This window comes from Microbulbifer taiwanensis, assembly GCF_014904815.1.
GTDB classification, from domain to species: domain Bacteria; phylum Pseudomonadota; class Gammaproteobacteria; order Pseudomonadales; family Cellvibrionaceae; genus Microbulbifer; species Microbulbifer taiwanensis.
The window spans coordinates 227,914-251,745 of sequence record NZ_JACZFR010000006.1; the positions used below are offsets into that span (position 1 = coordinate 227,914).

20 protein-coding genes and 1 riboswitch are annotated in these 23,832 nt (G+C 62.2%); of the genes, 12 read left to right on the plus strand and 8 right to left on the minus strand.

Annotated elements, in window-relative coordinates; all coding sequences use genetic code 11:
- Positions 1-43: 43 nt before the first annotated feature.
- Both IG627_RS01835 and IG627_RS01840 read right to left on the minus strand, forming a co-directional pair.
- Positions 44-2,767, minus strand: a complete 2,724-nt coding sequence (locus tag IG627_RS01835; protein ID WP_226864597.1) for a TonB-dependent receptor domain-containing protein — start codon at positions 2,765-2,767, stop codon at positions 44-46.
- Positions 2,768-2,953: 186 nt separating this feature from the next.
- On the minus strand, positions 2,954-3,313 hold the full coding sequence (locus IG627_RS01840; protein ID WP_193189415.1) for a hypothetical protein: 360 nt from the start codon (positions 3,311-3,313) through the stop codon (positions 2,954-2,956).
- 248 nt (positions 3,314-3,561) lie between these two features.
- On the opposite strand from IG627_RS01840, the gene IG627_RS01845 reads away from it, so the two are divergent.
- The 3 genes from IG627_RS01845 to IG627_RS01855 all read left to right on the plus strand — a co-directional run bounded on the left by IG627_RS01845 (position 3,562) and on the right by IG627_RS01855 (position 4,913).
- Positions 3,562-4,119, plus strand: a complete 558-nt coding sequence (locus IG627_RS01845; protein WP_193189416.1) for a L,D-transpeptidase — start codon at positions 3,562-3,564, stop codon at positions 4,117-4,119.
- 72 nt (positions 4,120-4,191) lie between these two features.
- Positions 4,192-4,599, plus strand: coding sequence for an Hg(II)-responsive transcriptional regulator (gene merR, locus IG627_RS01850; RefSeq protein WP_319024470.1), 408 nt, complete (start codon positions 4,192-4,194; stop codon positions 4,597-4,599).
- Positions 4,600-4,673: 74 nt separating this feature from the next.
- Complete coding sequence (locus tag IG627_RS01855) at positions 4,674-4,913, plus strand: GDCCVxC domain-containing (seleno)protein (protein WP_193189417.1); 240 nt, start codon at positions 4,674-4,676, stop codon at positions 4,911-4,913.
- Between the two features lie 65 nt (positions 4,914-4,978).
- On the opposite strand, the gene IG627_RS01860 is transcribed toward IG627_RS01855, so the two are convergent.
- The 3 genes from IG627_RS01860 to IG627_RS01870 all read right to left on the minus strand — a co-directional run bounded on the left by IG627_RS01860 (position 4,979) and on the right by IG627_RS01870 (position 10,127).
- Positions 4,979-8,131 (minus strand): efflux RND transporter permease subunit, encoded by a 3,153-nt coding sequence (locus IG627_RS01860; RefSeq protein ID WP_319024471.1) that lies wholly within the window; start codon positions 8,129-8,131, stop codon positions 4,979-4,981.
- Positions 8,125-9,654 (minus strand): efflux RND transporter periplasmic adaptor subunit, encoded by a 1,530-nt coding sequence (locus IG627_RS01865; protein WP_193189418.1) that lies wholly within the window; start codon positions 9,652-9,654, stop codon positions 8,125-8,127. The genes IG627_RS01860 and IG627_RS01865 overlap by 7 nt, the downstream gene beginning before the upstream one ends.
- Positions 9,655-9,734: 80 nt before the next feature.
- Positions 9,735-10,127 carry a hypothetical protein gene (locus tag IG627_RS01870; protein WP_193189419.1) on the minus strand — a complete coding sequence of 131 codons (393 nt, stop codon included), beginning with the start codon at positions 10,125-10,127 and terminating at the stop codon, positions 9,735-9,737.
- A 132-nt stretch (positions 10,128-10,259) separates the two neighbouring features.
- Here IG627_RS01870 and radA point away from each other — a divergent pair, with 132 nt between their 5' ends.
- Positions 10,260-11,654, plus strand: a complete 1,395-nt coding sequence (gene radA, locus IG627_RS01875; protein WP_193189420.1) for a DNA repair protein RadA — start codon at positions 10,260-10,262, stop codon at positions 11,652-11,654.
- Positions 11,655-11,689: 35 nt separating this feature from the next.
- Here radA and IG627_RS01880 read toward each other — a convergent pair whose 3' ends face one another.
- On the minus strand, positions 11,690-12,073 hold the full coding sequence (locus IG627_RS01880; RefSeq protein ID WP_193189421.1) for a DUF6249 domain-containing protein: 384 nt from the start codon (positions 12,071-12,073) through the stop codon (positions 11,690-11,692).
- Between the two features lie 162 nt (positions 12,074-12,235).
- Between IG627_RS01880 and IG627_RS01885 the strand changes: the two genes are divergently transcribed.
- From IG627_RS01885 to cobO, 5 genes are all read left to right on the plus strand, one after another.
- Positions 12,236-13,054: an ABC transporter substrate-binding protein gene (locus IG627_RS01885; protein WP_193189422.1), complete on the plus strand. Its 819-nt coding sequence runs from the start codon at positions 12,236-12,238 to the stop codon at positions 13,052-13,054.
- On the plus strand, positions 13,038-14,057 hold the full coding sequence (locus IG627_RS01890; protein ID WP_193189423.1) for a FecCD family ABC transporter permease: 1,020 nt from the start codon (positions 13,038-13,040) through the stop codon (positions 14,055-14,057). Before IG627_RS01885 ends, IG627_RS01890 begins: the two co-directional genes overlap by 17 nt.
- Positions 14,054-14,827: an ABC transporter ATP-binding protein gene (locus IG627_RS01895; protein WP_193189424.1), complete on the plus strand. Its 774-nt coding sequence runs from the start codon at positions 14,054-14,056 to the stop codon at positions 14,825-14,827. The genes IG627_RS01890 and IG627_RS01895 overlap by 4 nt, the downstream gene beginning before the upstream one ends.
- 59 nt (positions 14,828-14,886) lie before the next feature.
- A riboswitch (cobalamin riboswitch) is annotated at positions 14,887-15,077 on the plus strand.
- Between the two features lie 125 nt (positions 15,078-15,202).
- Entirely contained in the window at positions 15,203-17,059 is a 1,857-nt protein-coding gene (locus IG627_RS01900) for a TonB-dependent receptor plug domain-containing protein (RefSeq protein WP_193189425.1), read from the plus strand.
- Between the two features lie 88 nt (positions 17,060-17,147).
- A complete protein-coding gene (gene cobO / locus IG627_RS01905) occupies positions 17,148-17,768 on the plus strand; it encodes a cob(I)yrinic acid a,c-diamide adenosyltransferase (protein ID WP_193189426.1) in 621 nt (206 codons plus the stop codon).
- 90 nt (positions 17,769-17,858) lie between these two features.
- Here cobO and IG627_RS01910 read toward each other — a convergent pair whose 3' ends face one another.
- Both IG627_RS01910 and IG627_RS01915 read right to left on the minus strand, forming a co-directional pair.
- Positions 17,859-20,093, minus strand: a complete 2,235-nt coding sequence (locus IG627_RS01910; RefSeq protein WP_193189427.1) for a TonB-dependent receptor — start codon at positions 20,091-20,093, stop codon at positions 17,859-17,861.
- A 603-nt stretch (positions 20,094-20,696) separates the two neighbouring features.
- Positions 20,697-21,743, minus strand: a complete 1,047-nt coding sequence (locus IG627_RS01915; RefSeq protein ID WP_226864598.1) for an AraC family transcriptional regulator — start codon at positions 21,741-21,743, stop codon at positions 20,697-20,699.
- Positions 21,744-22,431: 688 nt separating this feature from the next.
- Between IG627_RS01915 and IG627_RS01920 the strand changes: the two genes are divergently transcribed.
- Genes IG627_RS01920 through IG627_RS01930 form a run of 3 tightly spaced genes read left to right on the plus strand, consistent with a single transcriptional unit; the run spans position 22,432 to position 23,757 of the window.
- Positions 22,432-22,797: an ArsR/SmtB family transcription factor gene (locus IG627_RS01920; RefSeq protein WP_193189429.1), complete on the plus strand. Its 366-nt coding sequence runs from the start codon at positions 22,432-22,434 to the stop codon at positions 22,795-22,797.
- Between the two features lie 24 nt (positions 22,798-22,821).
- Positions 22,822-23,358 carry an SRPBCC family protein gene (locus IG627_RS01925; RefSeq protein WP_193189430.1) on the plus strand — a complete coding sequence of 179 codons (537 nt, stop codon included), beginning with the start codon at positions 22,822-22,824 and terminating at the stop codon, positions 23,356-23,358.
- Between the two features lie 3 nt (positions 23,359-23,361).
- Positions 23,362-23,757: a VOC family protein gene (locus IG627_RS01930; protein ID WP_193189431.1), complete on the plus strand. Its 396-nt coding sequence runs from the start codon at positions 23,362-23,364 to the stop codon at positions 23,755-23,757.
- Positions 23,758-23,832: the final 75 nt, after the last annotated feature.

Genomic DNA, 23,832 nt, shown 5'->3' on the forward strand with positions numbered 1-23,832 from the left:
CAGCGGGAGTTTAACCCCCGCTGCCATGAACGTCCCGGGAGACTCAGTCGAACCGGTAGGTCATGCGCACATAGCTGCGCATACCGGCCAGGTCGTAGGTCATGGTGTCGGTGTTGCCGTCGGTCCAACTGGCGACACGGGGTGCCTCCTGGTCGAACAGGTTGTCCACGCCCACACTCATCCGCAGTGCGTCGCTCACCGAATAGGAGAACTGCACATTGTGGTAGAAGACGTTGGGCATGCTGGAACCGGCGCCGTTGTCTGCGTTGAAGTCGTCGCCCTCGCCGATCATGCGGATCGAGTAGGTGCCGCTCCACTGGTCTCCGCGGGTCGTCAGGGACGTATTCGCGCGCCAGTGCGGGTAGCCGCCGTTGCCGCTGCCGATAAAGCCGTCGAGCACGAAGGGCTCGTCGCCCTCGAAGGCGGTGGTCTCGTACTTCTGCAGGTAGGAGGCCTTGAAGTCGACGGTGTGCGACAGGCCCGCCATTTCGAAATCGTACAGGGCGCCGAAGTCGATACCCTGCATCACCTCGTTACCGGTGTTGAACTTCTGCGTCGACAGGTAGTTGACGTCGCCGTTGACCGGGTTGCGGGTGTGCTGGTCCGGCGCACAGAAGGCGTGGCTGAGGCCGGCGGACTCGTAACACATGGCCAGCTTGGTGGAGCCGGATACCTCGCGGATGGCGTCGTCTATCTCGATATCGAAATAGTCGAGGGTCAGCGACAGGCCGTCCAGCGGCTGCAGCACCAGGCCGAGGGTGAAGCTCTCGGCGCTCTCCGGTGTCAGGTTGGGATTGCCGCCGCGGTCGGTCAGTATCGTGGTGCCGAGCTGGGTGTAGTTCAGCGGTACCCCCGCCGCCGCACAGTTCTGGTACACAGTGCTGGACGGATCCCGCGCCGCGTAGTTGGAGCAGGGATCGGTGGTGGTCAGGTTGCCCTCGGACACGCCGCCGAACAGCTCCGGCACGTTGGGCACGCGGAAGGCGGTGGTCACGGTGCCGCGCACTTTCAGCATGTCGTTGACCTGCCAGTTGAGGCCGGCCTTGTAGGTGTCCTCGCCGTCGAACAGGTCGTAGTCCGAGTAGCGCAGGGCCAGGTCCAGTTCCAGCGACTGCACCAGCGGCCGGTCGGCCAGCACAGGGATCAGCAGTTCGCCGTAGATCTCCCGCGCCTCGCTGGAGCCGGAGATGGGATCCTCCTGGTTGCCGAGGGCGTAGCCCGCCTGCACCAGCGAGTCCGGCTTGCGCCAGCCGCTGTCCTCGCGCCACTCGACACCGGCGGCGAAGCCGACACTACCGGCGGGCAGCTCGAACAGGGCGCCGTTGATATTGGCATTGAGGCTCTTCTGCTCGTTGCCGCCGGTGCCCTCCTGGTTGAAGACGATATAGTCGAGCACCTCACCGGTGACGTCGCCGTAGCCGAGGTAATCGGCACAGGGAATGCCGTTGCTGCCGCACAGGCCGGTATCCAGCGTCTCGCCCACGCGCTGCATATTGATGTTGTTGGCGATGGCGTCGGTGGCGGTATTGCGGCCCCAGTTGAACGCTATGTCGTAACCCCAGTTTTCGTTGATGTCGCCCTCGATGCCGGTGACCACACGCCAGGTATCCACCTCCTGGTAGAAGTCCCGCGCGCCGTTTTCCAGCAGGCGGCGGCGCTCCAGCACGAAATCGCTGCCGGTGGGGTTGCTGGGGTGGTCGGCCGCGTAGGCAAGGTTCTGCAGCGATGCGGGCGATGCCGGCTGGCCGGACTGGCGGTTGGTGTACATCAGTTCCGTGAACAGGGTAGCGGAGTCGGCAATCTCGAAGTTGCCGAGGGTAGTGAAACTGAAGCGCTCTATCGGCTGCACCGCATTGAAATAGGGGTTGTAGTTGAAGCCGTGCTTCAGCCCGTCGTAGGGCTCGTAGAAGTCGCCGTCGCCATTAGGGTCCTGGTTGAAGTTGACGCGGGTGGCTTCGGTCAGCACTGTACCGTCCGCCAGCACGGCGCCGGCGGGCAGGGTGGTGCGCCCGCCGATGGTGGAGGAGCTGCCGCTGCACTGGCTGTCTGAGTCGAGCGGGCAGGGCACCCGGTCCGCCAGCGGCGAGGCCTCGTTGTTCTGGTAGCTCATGTTTACCATCAGGTTGCCGCGCTCGCCGGACACGCCCCAGGTCAGGTCGAGCACCGTCTCCTCGCCATCGCCGAGCGCTGTCTGGCCGTATTTGCCCTCGATTTCCAGGCCGTCGAACTCCCTCTTGGTGATCAGGTTGACCACGCCCGCCACCGCGTCGGCGCCATAGGTGGCCGAGGCGCCGTCCTTCAACACCTCGACGCTGGAGATCAGCGACATGGGGATCATCGACAGGTCGACGCTGCTGTTGGCGCCGGTGCCGCCGTTCACTACGCGGCGGCCGTTGACCATCACCAGGGTGCGGTTGATGCCGAGGCCGCGCAGGTTGACCTGCGGCGTGCCCCAACCGTTGGAGGTCCAGTAGGCGTTGGTCTGGTTGCCGCCGAAGCCGGCCGCCGCCGGCAGTGACTGCAGCAGGTTTTCCAGCGAGCTGATACCAGTCGCTTCGATGGTGGATTCGTCCAGTACCGTCACCGGGCCCACACCCTCGATATCCGCACGCTTGATGCGGGTACCGGTGACATTGACTTCCTCTATCTCCGCGCGCTGGCCATTTCCGCCGCTTTGCGCAATGGTCATGGGGGTGATTCCGGCGACGACTGCGGCCAGGGCGAGAGTGAGTGGTTTTTTAACGAACAGCTTTGCAGAAATCTTCATGGAGACTTCCCCTTGTATTTATTTAGCGATTTCCATACGGCACAAGTACCCCAGCCGTGTCGAACTGCACAGAGAATGCGTTTTAAATTGTCTTCAGTGGCGATGGATTGGCCGGGGCCAGCGACAAAATCCGCACCGGCAACCGCGAGACTGCAGGCAGTTTATTGCGGACGCACTGATCCCGTGTCAGCGGGGAATAGGTGGGCGCAGGGCCGTCTCCGGCAGAGGGGATGGAATGATTTTGGAATAGCTGGTGGCCAGCGCGAGGCGCGTCGGCGCGGGATCTTTGCGGTCGGCGGAGGGCAGGGCGCTGGCACAGTGGCCAGGGCAGCATTTGCAGGCCTGCTCGCAATCTGTGTGCTCCTCGCCGCTTTGATTGCAGTGGTGCTCCATGGACTGCATCTGGCAGTGGCTGTTCTCCACACTGACCTGTGCGGATATAAAGGCATCCGACGCACAGGGGGCCGACGCCGCCTGGCCGGTGATGAGCAGCAGCATCAATATCAGCAGTGTGCGGGTGAGCCCTGGGTGCATGTATTCGATCACGTGAAATTATTTTAATAATGTCGAACACTAGGCAGTCTAAAGGCAGGTGAGCGACAGCGCAATACAGTGCCGGTGACGCATTGCTGCAAATCTTTGCGGGGCTCCGGGTTTCGCTACAGGAAACGGTGCACGATTGGGCCGGCGACTATAAAGAATGGCGAATTAATAGTATGAGTGTTGCAGATAATAAATTTATCTAAGCGTTGGCATCAGTCGACTATAGGCTCCGGAGTGTGGGAGGTACATCCATGCTCCGACTCAAGCAATACCATTTACATCTTGCCGGCCTGTTGCTGTGTTTCCTCGCCCTGACATCGACACCGGTCAGCGCCGCCCCGGCCAGCTGGTTCGATGATGAGGCCGCGGCCAACAGTCCGGGGGCGCCGTCAATCCGCGTCTCCCTGGGGGAGCAGCGGGCCTATTTCTACAAAGGTGGCAAGCTGGTCGGCGTCTCCAGGGTATCCTCCGGCAAATCCGGTTTCCGCACGCCCAAGGGCCGCTACCGGGTCAGGGCCAAGAAACTGAAACACAGGTCCACCCTCTACGGCAGTTATGTGGACAGGAATACCCACCGGGTGGTGCGCGCCGATGTGGACACGCGCAAGGACCGCCGCCCGCCCGGTACCTACTACCGCGGCGCCAAGATGGATTACTTTATCCGCTTTAACGGCGGCGTCGGTTTCCACGCCTCCGGCGATGTGCCCAACTACCCCGCCTCTCACGGCTGCGTGCGTATGCCGCGGCATATGGCACAGAAGTTCTTCCGCCATGCGCCGGTCGGGACGCCGGTGACGGTTACCCACTGAAGCCTGCCGGCTTGGCATCCAAACCCGTTGGGCTTATGGTGGGAAATCCGTTTCCTGCCGAGGCCCGGAAGGGTGACTGAGAAAACTGCACTGACAATAGGCCGCCTTGCAGATAGCGCCGGAGTCAATGTCGAGACGGTGCGCTACTACGAACGCCGCGGACTGATAGCGCAGCCTCGCAAGCCGGACCGGGGCCACCGCGCCTACCCGCGGGAGACCCTGGAGCGCCTGTTGTTCATCAAGCGCGCCGAGAAGCTGGGCTTCACCCTGGAGGAGATCGCCAACCTGTTGGCATTGGGAGAGACCCCGTGCAACCAGGTACGGGAAATGGCCGAGTACAAACTGGCCGGCGTTCGTGACAGTATCTCTGACCTCAAGCGCCTCGAATCGGTGCTGACTGACCTGCTCGCCCGCTGCCGCAACAACCCGGATCCCGGCCACTGCCCCAACGTCGAGTCCCTGTACCCCTCGGACAAATGATCGCAATAGACGCTTGATTCCGTACCCGGGTACGGCACTTACCCTGGTCCGGTTCGAACAGCCGCGGAGCCGCCATGGCCGAAAACCCGATCCTCCAGTCCCGGTTGACCTGTCCCCACTGCGGCCACAAGAAAACCGAAACCATGCCCACCGACGCCTGCCAGTGGTTCTACGAGTGCGAACAGTGCCGCTCACTGCTGAAACCACTGCCCGGCGACTGCTGTGTCTTCTGCTCCTATGGCGATGTGCCCTGTCCGCCTGTGCAGACGGGGCTCGGCTGCTGTGGAACCGCGGAAAGGGCGCAAAATAAATAAGGCTGGAAACCGACTTGTGCCGGCCCGGGCAACACTGCCCGGGATGCCTGTCGCAGACGGAGTGCTTATGGCTGGTTTTTTTTCCACAGCACAAAGAGCGCAGGGAGCACCAGGAGTACAAATGCCAGCGCGCTCAGGGTGCCGCCGACCATGGGCGCGGCGATGCGTTTCATCACATCTGCGCCGGTGCCCTCGGAGAGCATTACCGGCACCAGCGACAGCAGCAACGTGAGGCTGGTCATCAGCATTGGCCGGATGCGCTGCGCCGCAGCCAGGGCAACCGCCTCGGGAAATTCCCTCTGCGTATCGCCCGCGCTAGGCATCCTGCCCGGAGTGCCGGATAGTCGGCCCAGAGACCCTGAAAGATAGTGCAGCATCAGCAGCCCCATCTCTGCTGCCAGCCCGGCCATCGCGATGATTCCCACCCACACCGCCACACTGAGCCTGTAGTCGAGCAGATACAGAAACCACAGGCTGCCCGCCAGTGCAAAGGGCATCGCCGAAAGCACGAATAGTGTGTCCGCCACGCGGCCGCGGTGCAGGTACAGCAGCAGGAAAACCGCGAGCAGGGTGGTGGGGATCATCCACTGGAGCCTGGCCTTGGCGCGCTCGAAATACTGAAACTGCCCGGCCCAGGCCAGGCGCTGGCCCGGTACCAGTGCCACCTTGTCCGCGATCACCTGCCTGGCCTCGCGCACATAGTCGGCCACGCCGATATCCCCCTTCAGATCGACGAACACCAGGCCCACCAGCTGGCTGTCCTCATTGCGGATCATAGGGGCGCCGGTACGGAACTCGATGTCGGCCACTTCGCCGATCGGAACCTGGGCACCGCCCGGAGTCGGCACCAGCACCCGCTCCAGCTGGTTCACCGAGTCGCGGTAGTCGCGTGCGTAGCGCAGGTTGACCTGATAGCGCTCGCGGCCCTCCACCGTCTGGGTCGCGGACACGCCGCCCACCGCGGCGGTCAGAACATCCTGCACGTCCTGCACGTTGAGGCCGTAGCGCGCGGCGGCCGCGCGGCGGATATCGAAATCCACGAAGTAGCCGCCGGTGAGCCGCTCGGCGAAGGCGCTGCGGGTGGCATCGGCGGTGCGGGGGTCGGCGAGCAGCGCCTGCTCGATGGCCACAGCGGTTTTTTCAATGTCCTGCAGGTCGTCGCCGAACACCTTGATACCCAGTGCGCTTCTGATACCGGTGGCGAGCATTTCCGTGCGCGTCTGGATCGGCATCCACCAGATATTGGGCATGCCCGGATAGTCCAGTTTCTCGTCCATCTCCGCGATCAGGTCGTCCCAGCTCAGTCCCTCGCGCCACTGGTCCCGCGGTTTCAGTGTCACCACCGTCTCCACCATGGACAGGGGCGCCGGATCCGTGGCGCTGGTGGAGCGGCCTATCTTGCCGAAGACCCTCTCCACTTCGGGGAAAGTCTTCAGTTGCGTGTCCATGCTTTGCAGTATTTTTCCGGCCTCGGTAATCGAAATGCCCGGCACCGCGGTGGGCATGTACAGGATGCTGCCCTCGTTCAGCGGCGGCATAAACTCACTGCCCAGTTGCCGCGCCGGTAAGGCGGTGAGCAGTAACAGCAGCAGTGCCGTTGCGGCGACAGATTTGCGGTGGCGGATACAGAAGCGAATGGCCGGCAGGAAGGTACCGATCAGCCAGCGGTTCAGGGGGTGCTGCTCCGCGCGCCCCGGGCGGAGTGAACCGCGGATCAACAGTACCGCCAGCGCCGGGATCAGCGTGACCGACAGTATCGCGGCGAAGGCCATGCTGTAGGTCTTGGTGAACGCCAGCGGTTTGAACAGGCGGCCCTCGGTGGCCTCGAGGGAGAAAACGGGTAAGAAAGAAATGGTGATGATCAGCAGCGAGAAGAAAATGCTCGGCCCCACTTCCTGCATGGCCTCGACAATCAGCTGCCTGCGTTGGACTTGCCCGTGCGGGTGTTCGCCGGCGCCTGCGGCCAGCTTTCGATGAATGTTGTCCACCATCACCACAGCAGCGTCCACCATTGCGCCTATGGCCACGGCGATACCGCCGAGGGACATGATATTGGCGCTGAGCCCCTGGAAATACATCGGAATAAAGGCCAGCAGTATTGCCACCGGCAGGGTGACGACCGCCACCAGCGCCGAGCGCGCGTGCAGTAGGAAGGCGGCAATCACCAGCGCCACCACCAGCATTTCCACCAACAGTGTGCGCTTCAGGTTGTCGATGGCGCTCAGTATCAGTTCGGATCTGTCGTAGGTGATGACCAGTTCCACGCCGTCTGGCAGCCCCGCCTGCGCGTCCCGCAGGCGCTGCTTGACCCGCTCGATCACTGTCAGCGCGTTTTCGCCGTAGCGCATTACCACTATGCCGCCGACCGTCTGTCCCTCGCCGTCCAGTTCCGCCAGGCCGCGCTGTATGGCAGGGCCGAAACTGATATCCGCCACCTGTTCGAGCAGCACTGGGATATGGTTTTCGTCGGTGCCGATCACCACTTGGCGCAGGTCCTCCCTAGAGCTCAGGTAGCCGCGCCCGCGCACGAAGTGCTCGTGGCCGGCAATCTCCAGCACACGGCCGCCGGCGTCACTGTTGGAGCGACGGATGGCCTCGATAACCCTGTGCAATGGGATATTGAAATCCGCCAGCCGGTGCGGATCTATCTGCACCTGGTACTCGCGCACGAAGCCGCCCACCGATGCCACCTCGGCCACGCCGTCCACCGCGGTCAGCCAGTAGCGCAGCTTGAAGTCCTGTAACGCGCGCAGTTCCGCCAGATCGTGTTGCCCGCTCCGGTCGACCAGGGCGTACTGGAACACCCAGCCCACGCCGGATGCATCCGGTCCCAGTGTCGGTTGCACTCCGTTGGGCAGCTGTCCCTGCACCGTGTTCAGGTATTCAAGTACCCGCGAGCGCGCCCAGTAGATATCGGTGCCGTCTGCGAAGATGGCATAGACAAAGCTCAGCCCCATAAAACTCTGCCCGCGCACGAACTTGACGCCGGGCACGCCGAGCAGGCTGCTTGTGAGCGGGTAGGTGATCTGGTCCTCAACCAGATCCGGGCTGTGCCCGGGCCACTCGGTGAAGACGATCACCTGGGCATCGGACAGGTCGGGAATGGCATCCAGCGGTGTTTGCAGCAGGCTGCGGTAACCGGCCAGCGCGAGCAGGGCGGTCAGCAGCAGGGTGATAGCCGGATTCCCGGCACAGAGTGCAATCAGCTTCCTTACCACTGGTCGATCCCCGATTTCAGCCGGCTCTCAGCGGCGATCAGGAAGACGCCGGAGGTGACGATGCGCTCCCCTTCGCTGAGGCCGCTGCGGATTGCGATATGGTCTCCGTCGCTATAGCCGGTGCGCACCTGTCGGGGTTTCAGGCGGCCCCCGCCCAGGTCGACGAAGACGATGCGCTTTTCCCCGGAAATCAGCACCGCGTCTTGGGGGACCAGCAGCAGCTCGCCCAGTTCGGAGCGCAATGTGACATCGGCAAAGGCGCCGGGCTGCAGCGCGCCGTCGCTGTTGGGCAGCGTCAGGCGTACCCGCGCGCTGCGGTTGGCGCCCTGTAGAAAGGGATCTACCTGCATCACTTCGGCGGCCAGCGCCTCGCCGTGGCGGTTTGGCAGTGTGATCTGCGCAGTCATGCCTGGACGGACCAGCGGCAGATCCTGTTCGTAGGCAAAGGCCTCTACCCACACCCGGGAGAGATCTACCAGTCGCAACAGCCGTTGACCGCTCCGGTAGGCGGAGCCGGCGACGATACTCTTGTCGATGATGGTGCCGCTCACCGGTGCGAAGATCGGCACATAGTCCTGCACTTTATTCTGTTCGGCGAGCCAGGCGATCTGTCGCTCGGTCAGGCCCCAGAGTTTCATCCGCCTGCGTGCGGATTGTTCCAGGGTGCCGCCGCGCTGCCGCGCGCGCAGGAATTCCTCCTGCAGCGACAGCAGTTCCGGACTGTAGACGGTGAAAAGGATATCGCCGCGCTGCACCCGTTTGCCGGCGAAGTCTGCGTCCAGTTCGCCAATCCAGCCGTCGAAGCGCAGGCTGACATCCTTGATACGCCGCTCGTCGAAGGCAACTTTGCCCTGCAGTCGCAGGGATAGCGTGAATGGCCTGCGCTCGACAGCGGCGGTTTTGACCCCGATGGCCTGGCGCCTGCCTTCGTTCACGACGATGGTGCCGCTGTACAGCTCCTCGCGACTGACCGGCTCCAGGTCCATGCCGCAGATGGGGCAGCTGCCCGGCGCGGCGGATTTGATCGAGGGGTGCATGGAGCAGGTGTAATAAGCATTGTCGGATTTTGCGGGCGCGGATGTCAGGCGCAGGCCGGCGCGGCTGGTGGTCATATCAAAGACCAGATCCACGTGTCTGTCGTCTCCGGTTGCCACATCCACGGCCAGCGGCCAGGCGCCCTCCATCGAGAGTTCCAGCTCGCCCTCGTAGACGCCACGGGAGGTCTGGCGTATTTCCGCAGGGGCGCGCATCGCCGGCATGGCACCCATGGCCGGCATCTCGGCGACGGCGCGCACCTGGGCGCCGGCGACCGGTCTGTTGTCCTCATCGCGGACTTCAATGCGGATCCTGTTCGCGCCCGTCCGGGGTTGCTCTGGCATGGTACTTACGGCGATGCGGAATGGGCCCGCATCAATAAATTCTGCCGCGGATTCACCCCGCGGTATCTCTCTCTGAATTACCCAGTAGGCGGCGAGCAGTGCGGCCGCCAGAACCAGCACCGCCGCAAATTTTTTAGTAAGCAAGGGTTCACTCCTCGAACATGCTGGCGCGCGGGTGCGCGCCCTGATTCACAAAAAGTCAGGGATCAGATTCAGGGAGTGGATCAGAGGCGCAGGCGCAGGGTGGCGAGCCAGGTGCGGTTGCCGGGATGAGGGGGGTCCTTGAATGCGGGGATGGACACTGGCGCGGAAGGTGGGGCCAGTATCGGCGGCCACTGGGCCCGCGGCGGCGCGGCCAGCTGCGGCAGTTCCAGCGCCAACTGGGCCGCGGGCAGTGCGGCCTGCTGGTCCTGCGCCTCCGCTTTGAGCGATACCCGGGTGTCGAGGGTACAGCAACCGCAGTCTGCCTCCTGCCCCGGGGCCATTTCTCCACAACAGCACTCGGATACAGGCCCGCTGTGCTCCATCATCTCGCAGGCGAACACCGTCTGTACCTGCAGCAACAGGGCCAGCAGGGCGGCGAGGGCGATCAGTGTGGAGCGGATGTTTTTTTGCATGGCTGCGGCAATATAGCAGAGAGGTCCGCGCGGGAGAAAGCCGCGCCCGCTTCCGGTACACTCCCTGCGACCGCGGAGCCCGAGCCGCCGCGGACCCCACATCTGATAAAGACTGAGACCGCGGAGCGAGATTTGGCCAAAAAGCAGAAAACCGCCTACGTGTGCAACGACTGCGGCGCCGACTACACCAAGTGGGCCGGCCAGTGCAGTGCCTGCGGCAGCTGGAACAGCCTCAGCGAGGTGCGCCTGGGCCCGGAACACAGGGACAGCCGTGCGGCCAACTTTACCGATGCCCAGGCCGGTTACGCCGGTGCCGCCGGCGCCGGCAAAGTGCAGAAACTCTCCGAAATCGATCTCTCCGAACTGCCGCGTATCCCGACCAATGCCGGCGAACTGGACCGGGTGCTGGGTGGCGGCCTGGTGCCGGGGTCGGTGGTGCTGATCGGCGGCCACCCGGGCGCCGGCAAGTCGACGATACTGCTGCAGACCCTCTGCCACCTGTCCGCGGCCATGCCCGCCCTCTATATCACCGGCGAGGAATCCCTGCAGCAGGTTGCCATGCGCGCCAGGCGCCTGGGCCTGCCGGCGGATCACCTGCAGATGCTCAGCGAGACCGATGTGGAGCGCATCTGCCTGGCGGCCAAGGAGGTGCAGCCGAAGGTGATGGTGGTGGATTCCATCCAGGTGATGCATATGAGCGAGGTGCAGTCGGCGCCGGGCTCGGTCGCCCAGGTGCGTGAGAGCGCCGCTTACCTGACCCGCTATGCCAAGCAGACGGGCACTGCCCTGATTCTGGTCGGCCATGTGACCAAAGACGGCAGCCTCGCCGGCCCCAAGGTGCTGGAGCACATCATCGACTGCTCGATTCTGCTCGAGGGCACCCACGACTCCCGCTTCCGCACATTGCGCGCGCACAAGAACCGCTTCGGCGCGGTGAACGAGCTGGGGGTGTTCGCGATGACCGAACAGGGGTTGAAGGAAGTTTCGAACCCGTCGGCGATCTTCCTGCAGCGCGCCGAGGAGGTGGCCGCCGGCTCGGTGGTGACTTCCGTGTGGGAGGGCACCCGCCCGCTGCTGGTGGAGCTGCAGGCGCTGGTGGACGACAGTAGCCTCGGCAACCCGCGCCGGGTCGCGGTGGGCCTGGACCAGAACCGCCTGAATATGCTGCTGGCGGTGCTGCATCGCCACGGCGGTGTACTCGTCGGCGACCAGGATGTGTTTATCAACGTGGTCGGCGGGGTCAAGGTGATGGAGACCAGCGCCGACCTGACATTGCTGCTGGCGGTGGTCTCCAGTTTCCGCAACCGCCCGCTGCCGCGCGACCTGATGGTATTCGGTGAGGTGGGTCTGGCCGGCGAGATACGCCCGGTGCCGTCGGGTCAGGAACGCCTGCGCGAGGCCGCCAAGCATGGTTTCCGCAAGGCCATAGTACCGGCCGCCAACCGCCTCAAAAACGATATCGACGGTATGGAAATGATCCCGGTCAAAACCCTGGCGGAGGCGCTGAGCGCGATTGATATGAACTGAGTGCTTCTGGCCGGGCGCTTTACCCGCCGGTGGGGTTAAGCCGGCCGCTGCCGGCCCAACAGGTGCATGGCCAGGTAGCCGAGCCCGATTGCAAACGGCAGCATGGCAATCGCCAGCAAGGCCAGGAAGGCGTGGTTGCTCGGGTCCGGAACGAAAAAGCCGAACAGCGCTATCCCGGCGGCGGTGGCTATCCATACGATACCGCGCCGTACATCTTTCAGTGGGTGTGACCCGTTGCTGGCCCCCAGTTGCTCGATCAGTTCCGGCGTCAGCTGCGCGCCCTTATCCAGGGCTTCCCGCAGGGTTTGCTGGATCTCCAGGTCTTTCTTGGCGCGAAAGTGCAAAACCAGCCAGATCGAGACCCCGACCAGCAGGAAGAATCCGAAGGGGACCAGTAGTGCAAGAGTGCCTTCGTTCATGTTGTTCTCCGGTTGTTGTCTTTATTTTTTTGTTTGTGCTGCCGGTATGATGCGTTCGCGAGGCGATTTGGATTCACCCGGAGTTGGCGGGACCGATGGAATGCCGTGCTCCCACTGCGAAACGGGTCCCGGGAAGAGACAGGATAGTAGGCCGAGGTAGAAATGCATTTTGCGTCGCGTATATTACTGCTGGTATTGCTGGCACTTCCCCCTGTCACTCTGGCTCAGGAGAGGATCGCCTCCCTCAACCTGTGCCTGGACCAGGTGCTTCTCAATTGGGTGGCGCCGGAAAAAATTGCTTCCGTCACCTGGCTCTCCGCCAACGAACACTACCGCTCGGCGCCGCTGCCGGAAGATATCCACTTGAATCGCGGTCGCGCAGAGGAACTGCTGCGCCTGGAGCCGGATCTAATTCTCGTCGGCCAGTTCGGCGCCCAGCGCGCGGCGCGGCGGCTGCGCGATCTCGGCCTCAATGTAGTGTCGATCCCCGATGCCTACAGCCTGGAGCAGCTGCTCGAGCAACTGGGCGCAATGGAAGACGCACTGGGCCAGTTGCAACCGCTGCAGCAACAGAAGCGACGGCTGGAAAAAAGGCTCGCCCTGCCGGTGCCGCAGGAAAAAGCCTCTGCGCTTATACTCTCCGCCAACAACATTACCTACGGCAGTGGTCTATTGGAACACCAGCTGTTGGAACACGCGGGCTTTGCCAATCTCGCCGCAGAGCGGGGCGTTCAGCAGTTGGGGCGGGTGAGTCTGGAAGAAGTGATAGCACTGCAACCGGATCTGCTGGTTTTTTACGGCGGTGAAAAGGATTTCGCCATAGCGCACCTGGCCGCGCGCCACCCGGTGCTGAAAAACTATATCGACAGCGGCCGCACCTATACGCTGCCGGCGGAACTGGGTTTCTGCCCCGCGCTGGTGGTAGCGGATGTATTGCAGCAACTGACGGACAAGAGAAAAACGATTGTTAACGCAGAATAAATCAGCCTTAGTCCTATTTGCGCTGGCCCTGCCACTGGCGCTGATCGCCGCCCTGGCCAGCGGTCCCGTGTCCATCGACCTGGGCGCGGCGCTCGGCGATGGCTGGCGCAGTGAGAATAGCGATGCGGTAATCCTGTGGCAGCTGCGCCTGCCGCGGGCGCTACTGGCGATACTGGTGGGCGCGGCGCTGGGTATGGGCGGTGCGGCCATGCAGGGTATGTTGCGCAATCCGCTGGCGGAGCCGGCGCTGCTGGGCGTTTCCAGCGGCGCGGCGCTGGCCGCAATCCTGATGCTCTACTATGGTTTTTCCCTGCCGGGCTTTTGGGGCCTCGCCTGGCAGTCCGGCTGGCTGTTGCCGGCGCTGGCCATTGTCGGCGCCTTCTGCGCGGTGGCCTGCGTCTGGCTGCTGGCCGGTCGCGGTGCCAGCGCCAGTCGGCTGGTGCTTGCCGGCGTGGCCATCAATGCATTTCTTTCCGCCCTGATGGCGCTGGCCCTGAACTATGCGCCGAGCATGTTCGCGATGCAGGAAATCGTCTTCTGGCTGCTGGGCTCGCTGGCCAATCGCGGCTGGGATCAGCTGCTGCTGGCGCTGCCGTTTGTATTGATCGGGGCTGTGCTGCTCTTCTGCGCGCGCAATTATCTGCGCGCTCTCTCCCTGGGTGAAGCCAGTGCGGCTTCCCTCGGCTTTCGCGGCCGCCGCTACCCGCTGCTGGTGCTGGCCGGCATTGCCAGCGCAGTGGGCGCGGCGGTGGCGGTGGCCGGTACCATTGGCTTTGTCGGTCTTGTAGTGCCGCACCTGGTGCGACCGCTGGTGCGACAGGATCCGGGCCTGCTGCTGTGGGCCAGTGCGCTGGCCGGTGCACTGTTGTTGTTGCTGGCGGACATAGTGGTGATCAACTTTGTCGGCGCGCAGGAACTCAGAATCGGGGCGGTGACTGCCTTTATCGGTGCGCCCTTCTTTTTCTGGCTGATCGTCAGTGCGCGCAGGGGACAGTTGCTGTGAAGGAGAAAAAACACCTGGAGGCCTCCTGCCTGAAGCTCGGCCTCGAGCGCCACGGCCAGCCGGTGCTGAGCGAAATCAGCTGCACCTTCAAACCCTATGAACTGACCGCCGTGGTGGGTCCCAACGGCGCAGGCAAGAGCAGCCTGTTGCAGTGCTTGGCCGGCGCGCTGAAGCCGACCTCCGGGCGGATAGAGCTGGATGGCCAGGATGCGGAGCAAGTGCCAGCGGCGCGGCGTGCGCGTCTCAGTGCCTTCCTGCCGCAGGCGGAAGTGCCGGCCTGGAGCCTGAGTTCTGCGGATCTGGTGGCTCTGGGGCTGTTGCCCTGGGGGCGCCCGGCTGATCGGGAACAGCGGGTTTCCGCGGCATTGAACCTGGTGGACGCGCAGCAATTCGCCGATCGCCCGGTCACTCAGTTGTCCGGTGGCGAGCTGCGCCGGGTGCAGCTGGCGCGGCTGCTGGTTGGCGAGGCGCCGCTGCTGATCGCCGACGAACCGACGGCGGCGCTGGATATTCGCCACCAGCTGCAGCTGATGCAGAATTTCCGCCGCCAGGCGGACGCGGGCAAGACGGTGGTACTGGCCCTGCACGACCTGTCGCTGGCGGCGCGCTTCTGCGATCGCGTCCTGCTGCTGCAGGGTGGGCAGCTGCGCGCCCAGGGTACCGCGGAAGATGTCTTTACGCCGGCGCTGATCGGCGACGTCTACGGGGTCAGCTGCGAATTCCGCTGGCGCGATGGAGTGGCGGATTTTGTGCCGCTGGATCTCCTGTAGAATGGGCGCGCTGCGCTTTGCCCATCCTACCCACTAACCCCCACCCACTAACCACTGATATACTGCCGCCCGCCCTGGGTGCCCAGCAGTGATCCGTCACTTGGCTGGGGTAAACGGGAAGTCCGGTGATGTTTCTCTTGAAACTTTTTTCTTGAGCAAAGTCCGGCGCTGCCCCCGCAACGGTGATTCAGCAACCTTCTCCCTGAGAACGGCTGATAAGCCCGATACCGGCCCTCGGCAATAGTCCGGATTTACGTCTTGGACCAGAGGATAAAGCGGAGGGCTTTGTCTGGTCTGTGTGCCCCTCATTCGCAGCGCACCGATTGCACTCACCCTCCCTCAATCCGTAAACGTCTTCGAGATTGGGGAACCACCATGAAAAAAACTCTTATCGCCGCGGCCATTGTCGCCGCCAGCCAGCCGCTGCTGTCTCTCGCCGAGGCTCCTTCAGCCGCGGAGCCTTCGGCGAAGCAGCTGGAGCAGGTAATCGTCACTGCCAGCCGTGTTGAAACTCCCAAAAGCCAGGTTGGGGTATCTGTATCGGTACTGACGGAAGCGGATATTCAGCGTCTGGGCTACGCCAGCCTGCTGGATGTGATCCGCACACTGCCGGGTATTTCCGTCAGCAATAACGGTGGCACCGGCAAGGTCAGTTCCGTTTTTATTCGCGGCGAGAGCAATTTCCGCACCCTGGTGCTTTTGGACGGGGTCAATATTGCCGACCCGGCTGCGCCGCAGGTGGGCGCCCAGTTCCAGCATCTGCAAGCTGCGGACATCGAGCGCGTCGAGGTGCTGCGCGGTCCCCAGGGGATGATGTACGGTGCCGGTGCCGGTGGTGTGATCAATATCATCAGCAAGAAAGCCAGCGAACCACTGCGTGTGCAGCTTGGCGCGGAAACCGGTCGTTACGGCAGCCAGAGAGCCAGCGCCAACCTGGGCGGCAGCCGCGAAAACTGGCAGTACGACCTGAGCCTCTCGGAGTTCTCCACCGACGGTTTTAACAGTCGCGAGAGTGATCCCAGCGGCGAGGACGACGGCTATGACAACTTCTCCGGCAGTGCGCGCCTGGGCTACCAAGTCAGCGATCGTCTCGCTGTCGAGGGGCAGCTGCGCCGCACCGACGCCGAGTCGGAATTCGACAGCTGCTACGACGCGAGCTTTATGTCCACCGACGACTGCCTGGATGAGTTTGTGCAGACCAGTTACAGCCTGAGCGGTGATTATCGCGGGGAAAACGCCGCTCACAGGCTTTCCGTCGCCAGCCAGGACATTGAGCGCGACAGTCTCTCCCTGGGACAGAGCAGCTACGCTGTAGACGGCGCCATCGCCGAACTGAATTATGTCGGCAGCAGTAGCGTCGGCAGCGGCCAGCTGCTGTGGGGAGGCGAGTACGAACAGCAGGAATTCAGCAGTGCCTATAGCGAGCAGGACATCGACAGCCTGGGGGTCTTTGCGGAATGGCGCGGCGACTTTGCAGAAAAGGTGTTCTATACACTGGGCTATCGCCGCGACAGTCTGGAAACCGAGGACCACAATAGCTGGCGTGCCTCTGTGGCTTATCCGGTATTGCTGGGCGACGAGCAACAGCTGAAATATCGCGCCAGCGTTGGTACCGGCTACCGTGCACCCAGCCCCTATGAGATCAGCCACAACCTGTCGCAGGATGTCGAGGCCGTAGGCCCGGAAACCAGCCGCGGCTACGAACTGGGCCTGGAATACCAGTTGGCGCAGTTGCTACAGTTTGAGTTGGTTTATTTCGACCAGGAAATTACCGATGCCATCATCTACGACTATTCGCTGGGCTTCTTCGGTGCCTACGGCCAGGACGAAGGCGACAGCCAGTCCGAGGGCGTGGAATTGTCACTGGCCGGTGAACTGGGTGAGACCTTTGGCTGGTACCTCAACGGTACCTGGCTGGATGCCGTGGATGCTGCGGGCGAGCAGCGGCTACAGGTGCCGCAGCGGGTTTACAACCTGGGGCTCAGCTACAGCCTGCTCGGCGACCGACTGACGCTCAACGGCAACTGGCAGCAGGTGGAAGATCGCCTGGATGTGGGCGGTGAAGTGCTGGATGCTTACAGCAAGCTGGACCTGAATGCCGCCTACCGCCTGACGGAAAAAGTGCGCCTGACCCTGCGTGGTGAGAATGTACTCGACGAGGACTACCGCGAAGTGGCCGGCTATTACACCGCCGGCGCGGCTGTCTATGCGGGTGTGCAGCTGACCCTGTAATTCGCAGTCCCCCTGTAGGAGAGGCGGGCGGCCTTTTGCCCCGCCTCTCCTACAATGTGTTTTTTTAAGTCAATTCAAAATCCTGCCCATGAGCACTCCCGAAGAAAAAGCCAAACGCCACAAGAAACGCATGCAGGCGCGCAAGAAAATTGTCGACGCCGGCGTGGCCAAGTCACTGGAGGAGCGCGGCATAGTGGTGCTCTACACCGGCGATGGCAAGGGCAAGACCACCGCTGCGGTCGGAACGGCGACCCGCGCGCTGGGCTACGGCTACAGCGTGGTGGTGACACAGTTTATCAAGGGCGTCTGGGAGTGCGGGGAAAAGCAACTGCTAACGCAGCTGCCGCAAGATGCGTATCCGATTCAGTGGCATGAAATGGGCACCGACTTCACCTGGGAGACCCAGGACTTCGAGGCCGACAAGGCCGCCGCGCGCGCGCTGTGGGAAAAGGCCCTGGCGGCACTGCGGGACGAGAGTGTCTATCTCGTCGTGCTCGACGAACTCACCTACGCGCTGAATTATCACTGGCTGGAAAAACAGGAAGTGATAGATGCGATTCAGCAGCGCCCACCACAGCAGACGGTGGTTATCACCGGCCGCGGCGCCAAGCAGTACCTGAAGGATATCGCCGATACCGTCAGCGAAATGCGCTCGATCAAACACGCATTCGACAACGGCGTCGCCGCGCGCAAGGGTATCGAGTGGTGATTGCACTGATTGTCGCATATCCGCTGCGTTGATCGCCGGGACACCCCTCCTGCTGCATTGGTGCAAAAGGGGCTCCGTCATATCAGCGGATTACAGATTCCAGTTAAAGCGCAGGCCGGCTGTGCGCGGCTGCCCCCAGACGCCGTAGCCCCAGTCACTGCCCAGGGTATTCTGGTAGGTGAAGTAGCGCTCGTCGGCCAGGTTGCGGGCGAAGGCCTCCACGCTGTAGGTGTCGGCGGGCGAGTGCCAGCTGATTTTTGCGTTGGCCAGGCCGTAGCTGTCGTGGTGGGAGTAGGGGTCGTTCTCTATCTGCAGGAAGTGCTCGGCCTGCCAGGCGTAGTCCCCCTGCAAAACCAGTTCGCCTGAGTCCCCAAGGTCCAGGTAATAGCGGGCCACCAGGTTGTAGGTCAGTTCGGGCGCCGACGGCAGTTCGTTGCCGTCCAGGGTGTAGCTGTCGCCGGCCACCTGGAAAATCTGCTCCGAGTCGAATTCGGTGGTCAGCCAGCCGGCACCGGCAATCAGTTCGAAGTTGTCGCCGATGGGTGCGGTGATTTCGATTTCCGCCCCGGTGCCGGTGACATCGCCGGCATTGGTGATTACGCTGCCGTCGGCGACGGTCAGGAATACCTGCGCCTGGTAGCCCTCCACCGTGTAGTTGAAGGCAGCGGCATTGACGCGGAAGCGATCGGCAAGAGTGGTCTTAATGCCCACTTCGAAATTGGTGATGTCCTCAGACTTTACCGGACGCGTGGCTTCCAGTGAGGCGTTGTAGCTGCCGGAAAAACCGCCGCTCTTGAAGCCGCTGGACAGGCTGGCGTAGGCGAGGGTCGCATCGCTCGGGCGCCAGTCCAGACCGATACGGCCGGTGGTGGCGCTCTCGGTCAGGTCGTCTTTCACATCCAGTTCATCGTAGCTGCTGAACACCGGACCGGACACTTCGGTAAAATCCCGTTCCTCTTCCGTATAGCGCAGGCCGGTCACCAGCGTCAGCTCCGCACCCAGGTCGTATTCCAGCTGGCCGAACAGGGCCCAGGATTCGCTGTCCAGCGCGACGATTTCCCGATGCCAGAGGCCGTCGGCGGTGGTGGGTGCCTCGGTGACCAGGCCGCGGTCGTCCTTGTAGTAGTAGAAGCCGGTGACCCAGGTGCTGTTGTCGCCGCTGCCGTTCAGGCGGATTTCCTGGGTGTACTGCTCCGCGTCCACCGCATACTGCTCGTCGAACCAGATGACCGGCGTGCCGTCGGCATCGTCCTGCAGGAACTTGTCCAGCTCCTCGTAGGCGCTGATCGAGGTCAGGCTGAAGTGGTCGAAATCCCAGCTCAGGGTGGCGGAAGTGCCGAAGGTATCTATCTCTGTGGCCATACCCTCGCTGGCACTGGCGGCGACATGTTCCGGGTCGAAGTGGCCGTTGACCGCCTCGGCGCCGGTCATGGCGAAGGTGGCGCTGGTGCATTCGCCATTCTGTATGCGGCTGACGGCGCAGGTGGCCGCGCCATCCACCGGTGCCTCCAGGTAACCCATATGGGCAAAGCCCACCGACTGCTGGTCGGCACTGCTGCCGTGCACGTTGAGCAGCAGGCCGCCGCTGTCACCGAGGTCGAAGTCCAGTAGCGCGCGGTAGCCGAAGTTGTCGGTGTCATTCAGCTTGTCACCGCTGACGGTGTTGGTCTGCCAGCCGTCATTTCTCGTGCTTTTAATGGCCAGGCGGCCGCGCACCGAGTCGGCGACGGGCCCACTGACGCTGCCCTCGACAATGCGCTCCGAGTAGCTGCCAACACCGACACTGGCCGCGGCTGCAAACTCTTCGGTCGGTTTGCGCGAGACATAGTGCACCAGGCCACCGGTGGTGTTGCGGCCGTAAAGGGTGCCCTGGGGGCCGCGCAGTACTTCCACCCGCTCCAGGTCGAACAGCTGAATGGCGGAGCCGGCCGGATTGCCGCGGTAGACGTCGTCCACATAGATGGAAACCGGCGACTCCCAGGAATCGGAAAAATTCACCAGGCTGATACCGCGCAGGCTGACCGAGGGGCTGGACGCCTCGCCGAAGATGGCGAAGAAGTTCATATTCGGTACCTGCTGGGTGATATCCAGGCCCTCCTCAAAACCCATCTTGTCGATCGCATCCCCGGAAAAGGCGCTGACGGCGACGGATACATCCTGCACCGACTGCTCGCGCTTCTGCGCCGTAACCGAGATCTCCTCGATCACCGACTGCTGTTCGGCAGAAGCCCGGGGTGACAGTGAAACGGTGAGCGCGATCGACACGGCGAGCAATTGCTGCGGTTTCGTCGGCGCGGCGGGAAAAAGGTATTGTGGGATTTGCATGGCAGGCTCCTTTTTTGTGCTTGTACATCCGTGAGTGCGCTGCGCCGCTGCAGATAAAAACGGGCACAGGCGAAAGGGCGAGGCTCTTTGCGGGCGACTCGCATTTGAAGCAGTGAGACCTGCAACGGCAGGGCGGTTTCACTGAGGTGGTGATCGGGGAAGAGATATATGTCCTTATTTTCCTCGCCTGATTTCCTATCAGCAGTGCCGAGGTAATACCCGGCAGAGGTCGTCAAGATAGCGATTTAGGAAATTCTGTGCAAGGCGCGCCCGGCGCCTGACTTCAGAGAGGAGATGGCGGGGATATTCGGCCCAGGCAACTTCGGGCAATACCTGAAAAAGATCGACGATGCTGCCACTGGATTGCGCTCGCCCAAACAGGCGTTGATTGGTGGCATCGCCCCGTGCGATGGAAAGGCTATCGAATTTAGTGTGAACAGGCCCTAGTGGGCCATGCGGAAAATTGTGTAACAGTTCGCGTCGTCAAAGCGCCCAGTTCTGCGTTGAGAAAGCTTGAAATAACGCTGCTATTCCTGCGCTTTCTCGCCTTGATCTGAACGCTTTGGCTGTGCTCCTTTGTTACCGAACTTCCCGCATGGCCCACTAGCAGCGCTCAAACGCACTCGCCAGAGCTTCTGCAGTGGTCACTTTTTTCAGCATCTGTTTGCGTACTTTCAAAGGGGTTGTACCAAACCAGCGGCGGCAGGCGCGATTGAAGGAGCTTTGTTCCCGGTAACCGAGCAGGGTCGCAACCTGGGTCATGGCCATGTCCGGGTCCGCCAGATAGTGCTCCGTGCATTCGCGCCGAATCCTGTCCAGCAGATCTTCGAATACAATGGATTTCTCCCGGAGTCGGCGCTGCAGCGTGCGCTTGTGCAGTCCCAGTTGGTTTGCCACCTCCTGCAGGCCGCAGCGCTGGAGAGGCATCAGGCGGTGAATCAGCTGTTTCACCTGGTGTTCCAGGTTCATCGGTTCATCCCGCAGTGCCTCACGGATGTATTCGTTCAGGAACTCGAGCATGCGCGGATCGTTCTGTACCACTTTTTTTTCCAGCTGTTCAGTGCTCAGCAGCAGTGCGTCGCGATCCTGGGAAAAGTGAATCGGCGCAGCGAAAAACTCGCGGTAGCTGTCGTGCAGCGGCGCATCGGATTGCAGCAGAACCGCCTGGGGACGAAAGCCTTCGCCGTAGAGCATTTTCAGTGAAATGTGCGCGACGCCGAGGGTCAGTTCCTGGCTCTGGCGCAGCGCCGGCAGGCCATGGGCCGGCTCAAACCACAGGCGACTGCTTTTGTCCGCACCTTCGGCGTCGAGCACCATATGCAGGCCGCGGGTGAAGTAGTGCAGGTAGCCGATGATCGCCTTCAGGGCATCCCCGACAGTCGGCGCGTTCATGGCCACTGCGGCCAGGGGACCGAGTATTGTCAGGTCCTGCTGTTGCGCCAGGCGCAGGCCAAAATCGGGGCAGTTCAGTTGCCGGGCTGTCTCCTCGATCAGATTGGTGGCTGAGTTGAAGGGCAGTACGCCGTCGAGATTCTTTACCTTTTCCGCTTCTATATTGAATTGACGCAAGAGCGCGTCCGGGTTTCCGTTGAGCCGAGTAACCAGTTCATAAAACCCCGTCAATGAAGCGGTTTTGATCAGCTGAGTCATTTTTCCTGTGAGTTCCCAGTGTGCCCCGGAATTGCCGGGGCGAGTTTTGCCTGGCCGGATGGCGGGCGGTTTTTGTTGAGTGCTCTTTATTGTTGTGAAGTCTCGGAGTAAGTGCCTCGGTTCCGATTGGGCAGCGGGCGATTGCCTGCTGCCGGGCGGATCAGTGGTGTGGTAGCTGGGATAGAGAGATAGCTAGCTCGGCCGGTATCTGCTATCGACTGTCACTTCACTTCCGACCCCGTTGGTCGTTGTTCTCGAAGCGCCTCATCAGCGTCGAGATCTGTCCGCAGACACAGTCAATTTGTTTATTAAATTTGGTTATAAGCTAATTAGCTTTTGCGGATATTACTCGTTTATTTGGGACACTTTATTGGTAATTGGTGACAGTATTTCAGCGATTCGCCGATCCGGCATTTATGCGCTGAGTAATTATTTCTCAAATTAACCAGAAAAAAGGAATATTTTTCTTGTGCCAGTTGGCGCATATTTCATTTTTACCAATCAGGCCCGCTCGCCGATAAAAACAATCCGCATCGTAAATTTGTGATCACAAGCATGTTCTGGGATGAAGTGAATGCCTCCTGCGATGATTGCCGGGGAGAAAATGGTCATTTTTGGAGGTGGGAAATTGTGCCAATATTTAACCATATGGTTTGCAATTGGCTTTGTCGTTATGTAACTTAACCATATGGTTAATGAACAAAGTGAACAGCTGGATGCCGTCTTTCACGCCCTCGCCGATCCGACGCGGCGGGCGATGCTCCGCAACCTGGCGCGGGAGCCGCACAGCGTGAGTGACTTGGCGGCGCCTTTTGCGATGTCGCTGGTGGCGGCCTCCAAACATATCCGGGTACTGGAGCGCGCCGGGCTGGTGCGGCGCCAGATAACGGGGCGCACCCATATCTGTCACCTGGATGCGCGTCCGATGCACGGCGGTCTGGAGTGGATGCGCCACTACGAGCAGTACTGGCACCGAAGCCTGGATGACCTGGAGACGCTGTTGCGAGCGGAAGATGCCGCCGCGCAAAAACCAGCGGGCAGTGACCGTAAATAATCGATCCCATAGAGGAGATGAGTCGTGAGTGAGTACGGAGAGAAAATCGCAGCGGAGACGCTGCGTATCGAGCGGCTGTTGCCAGGGCCCATTGAGCGGTTGTGGCAGTACCTGGTGGATTCCGACAGGCGCCGCGAGTGGCTGGCAGCCGGTGAACTGGTGGAAAGCGGCGGCGCGCCGCTGGAGCTGGTGTTCCGCAACAACGACCTGTCGCAGAGTGACGACAGGGCACCGGAGAAATACGCTCATATCGGCGACGAGGCGAGACTGCACTGTCACATAATCGACTGCGAGGCGCCGCGGCAGTTGACCCTGGCCTGGGGGGACGCCGATGGAGCGGCATCGCAGGTGTGCTTCGAGCTGGCGCCGCAAGGGGATCAGGTATTGCTGGTGGTGACGCACAGCCGCCTGGATTCCCGCCGGGAGATGATCAGTGTCGCCGCTGGCTGGCACTCTCACCTGGGTATCCTGGAGGCCCGGCTGCGCGGGCAGGTGCCGCCGAGTTTCTGGGCCGAGCACACGCGCGTGGAGGCGGAGTACGAACAGCGGTTGGAGCAATAATCCATGGCCCGTACAGTGACCCCCTTCCTGATGTTTGAAGGCGCGGCCGAGGAGGCGATGAATTTCTATCTGTCCCTTTTCGTCGACTCGGAGATTCTGTCTATCGACCGCTACGGCCGGAGCGAGCCGGGGGCGGAGGGATCGGTGCGACTGGCGGAATTCCGCCTCGGCGGCCAGCGTTTCAAATGTATCGATTCGCCGCTGGGGCACGAATTCAGTTTCACGCCGTCGTTTTCTATTTACGTGGACTGTGAAGATGTCGTGGAGCTGGAAAGGGCTTTTGCCAAACTGGCGGAAGGGGGCGAGGTGCTGATGCCCCTGGATAACTACGGTTTCAGCGAGAAGTTCGGTTGGACCAATGACCGCTTCGGTGTCTCCTGGCAGCTGAACCTTACCTGATGGTGGGGCCCGCCCCTTTGGGGCGGGGGCGCCCCCCCCCCCGCCGGGGGGGGGGGGCCGCCCCCGGGCCCCCCG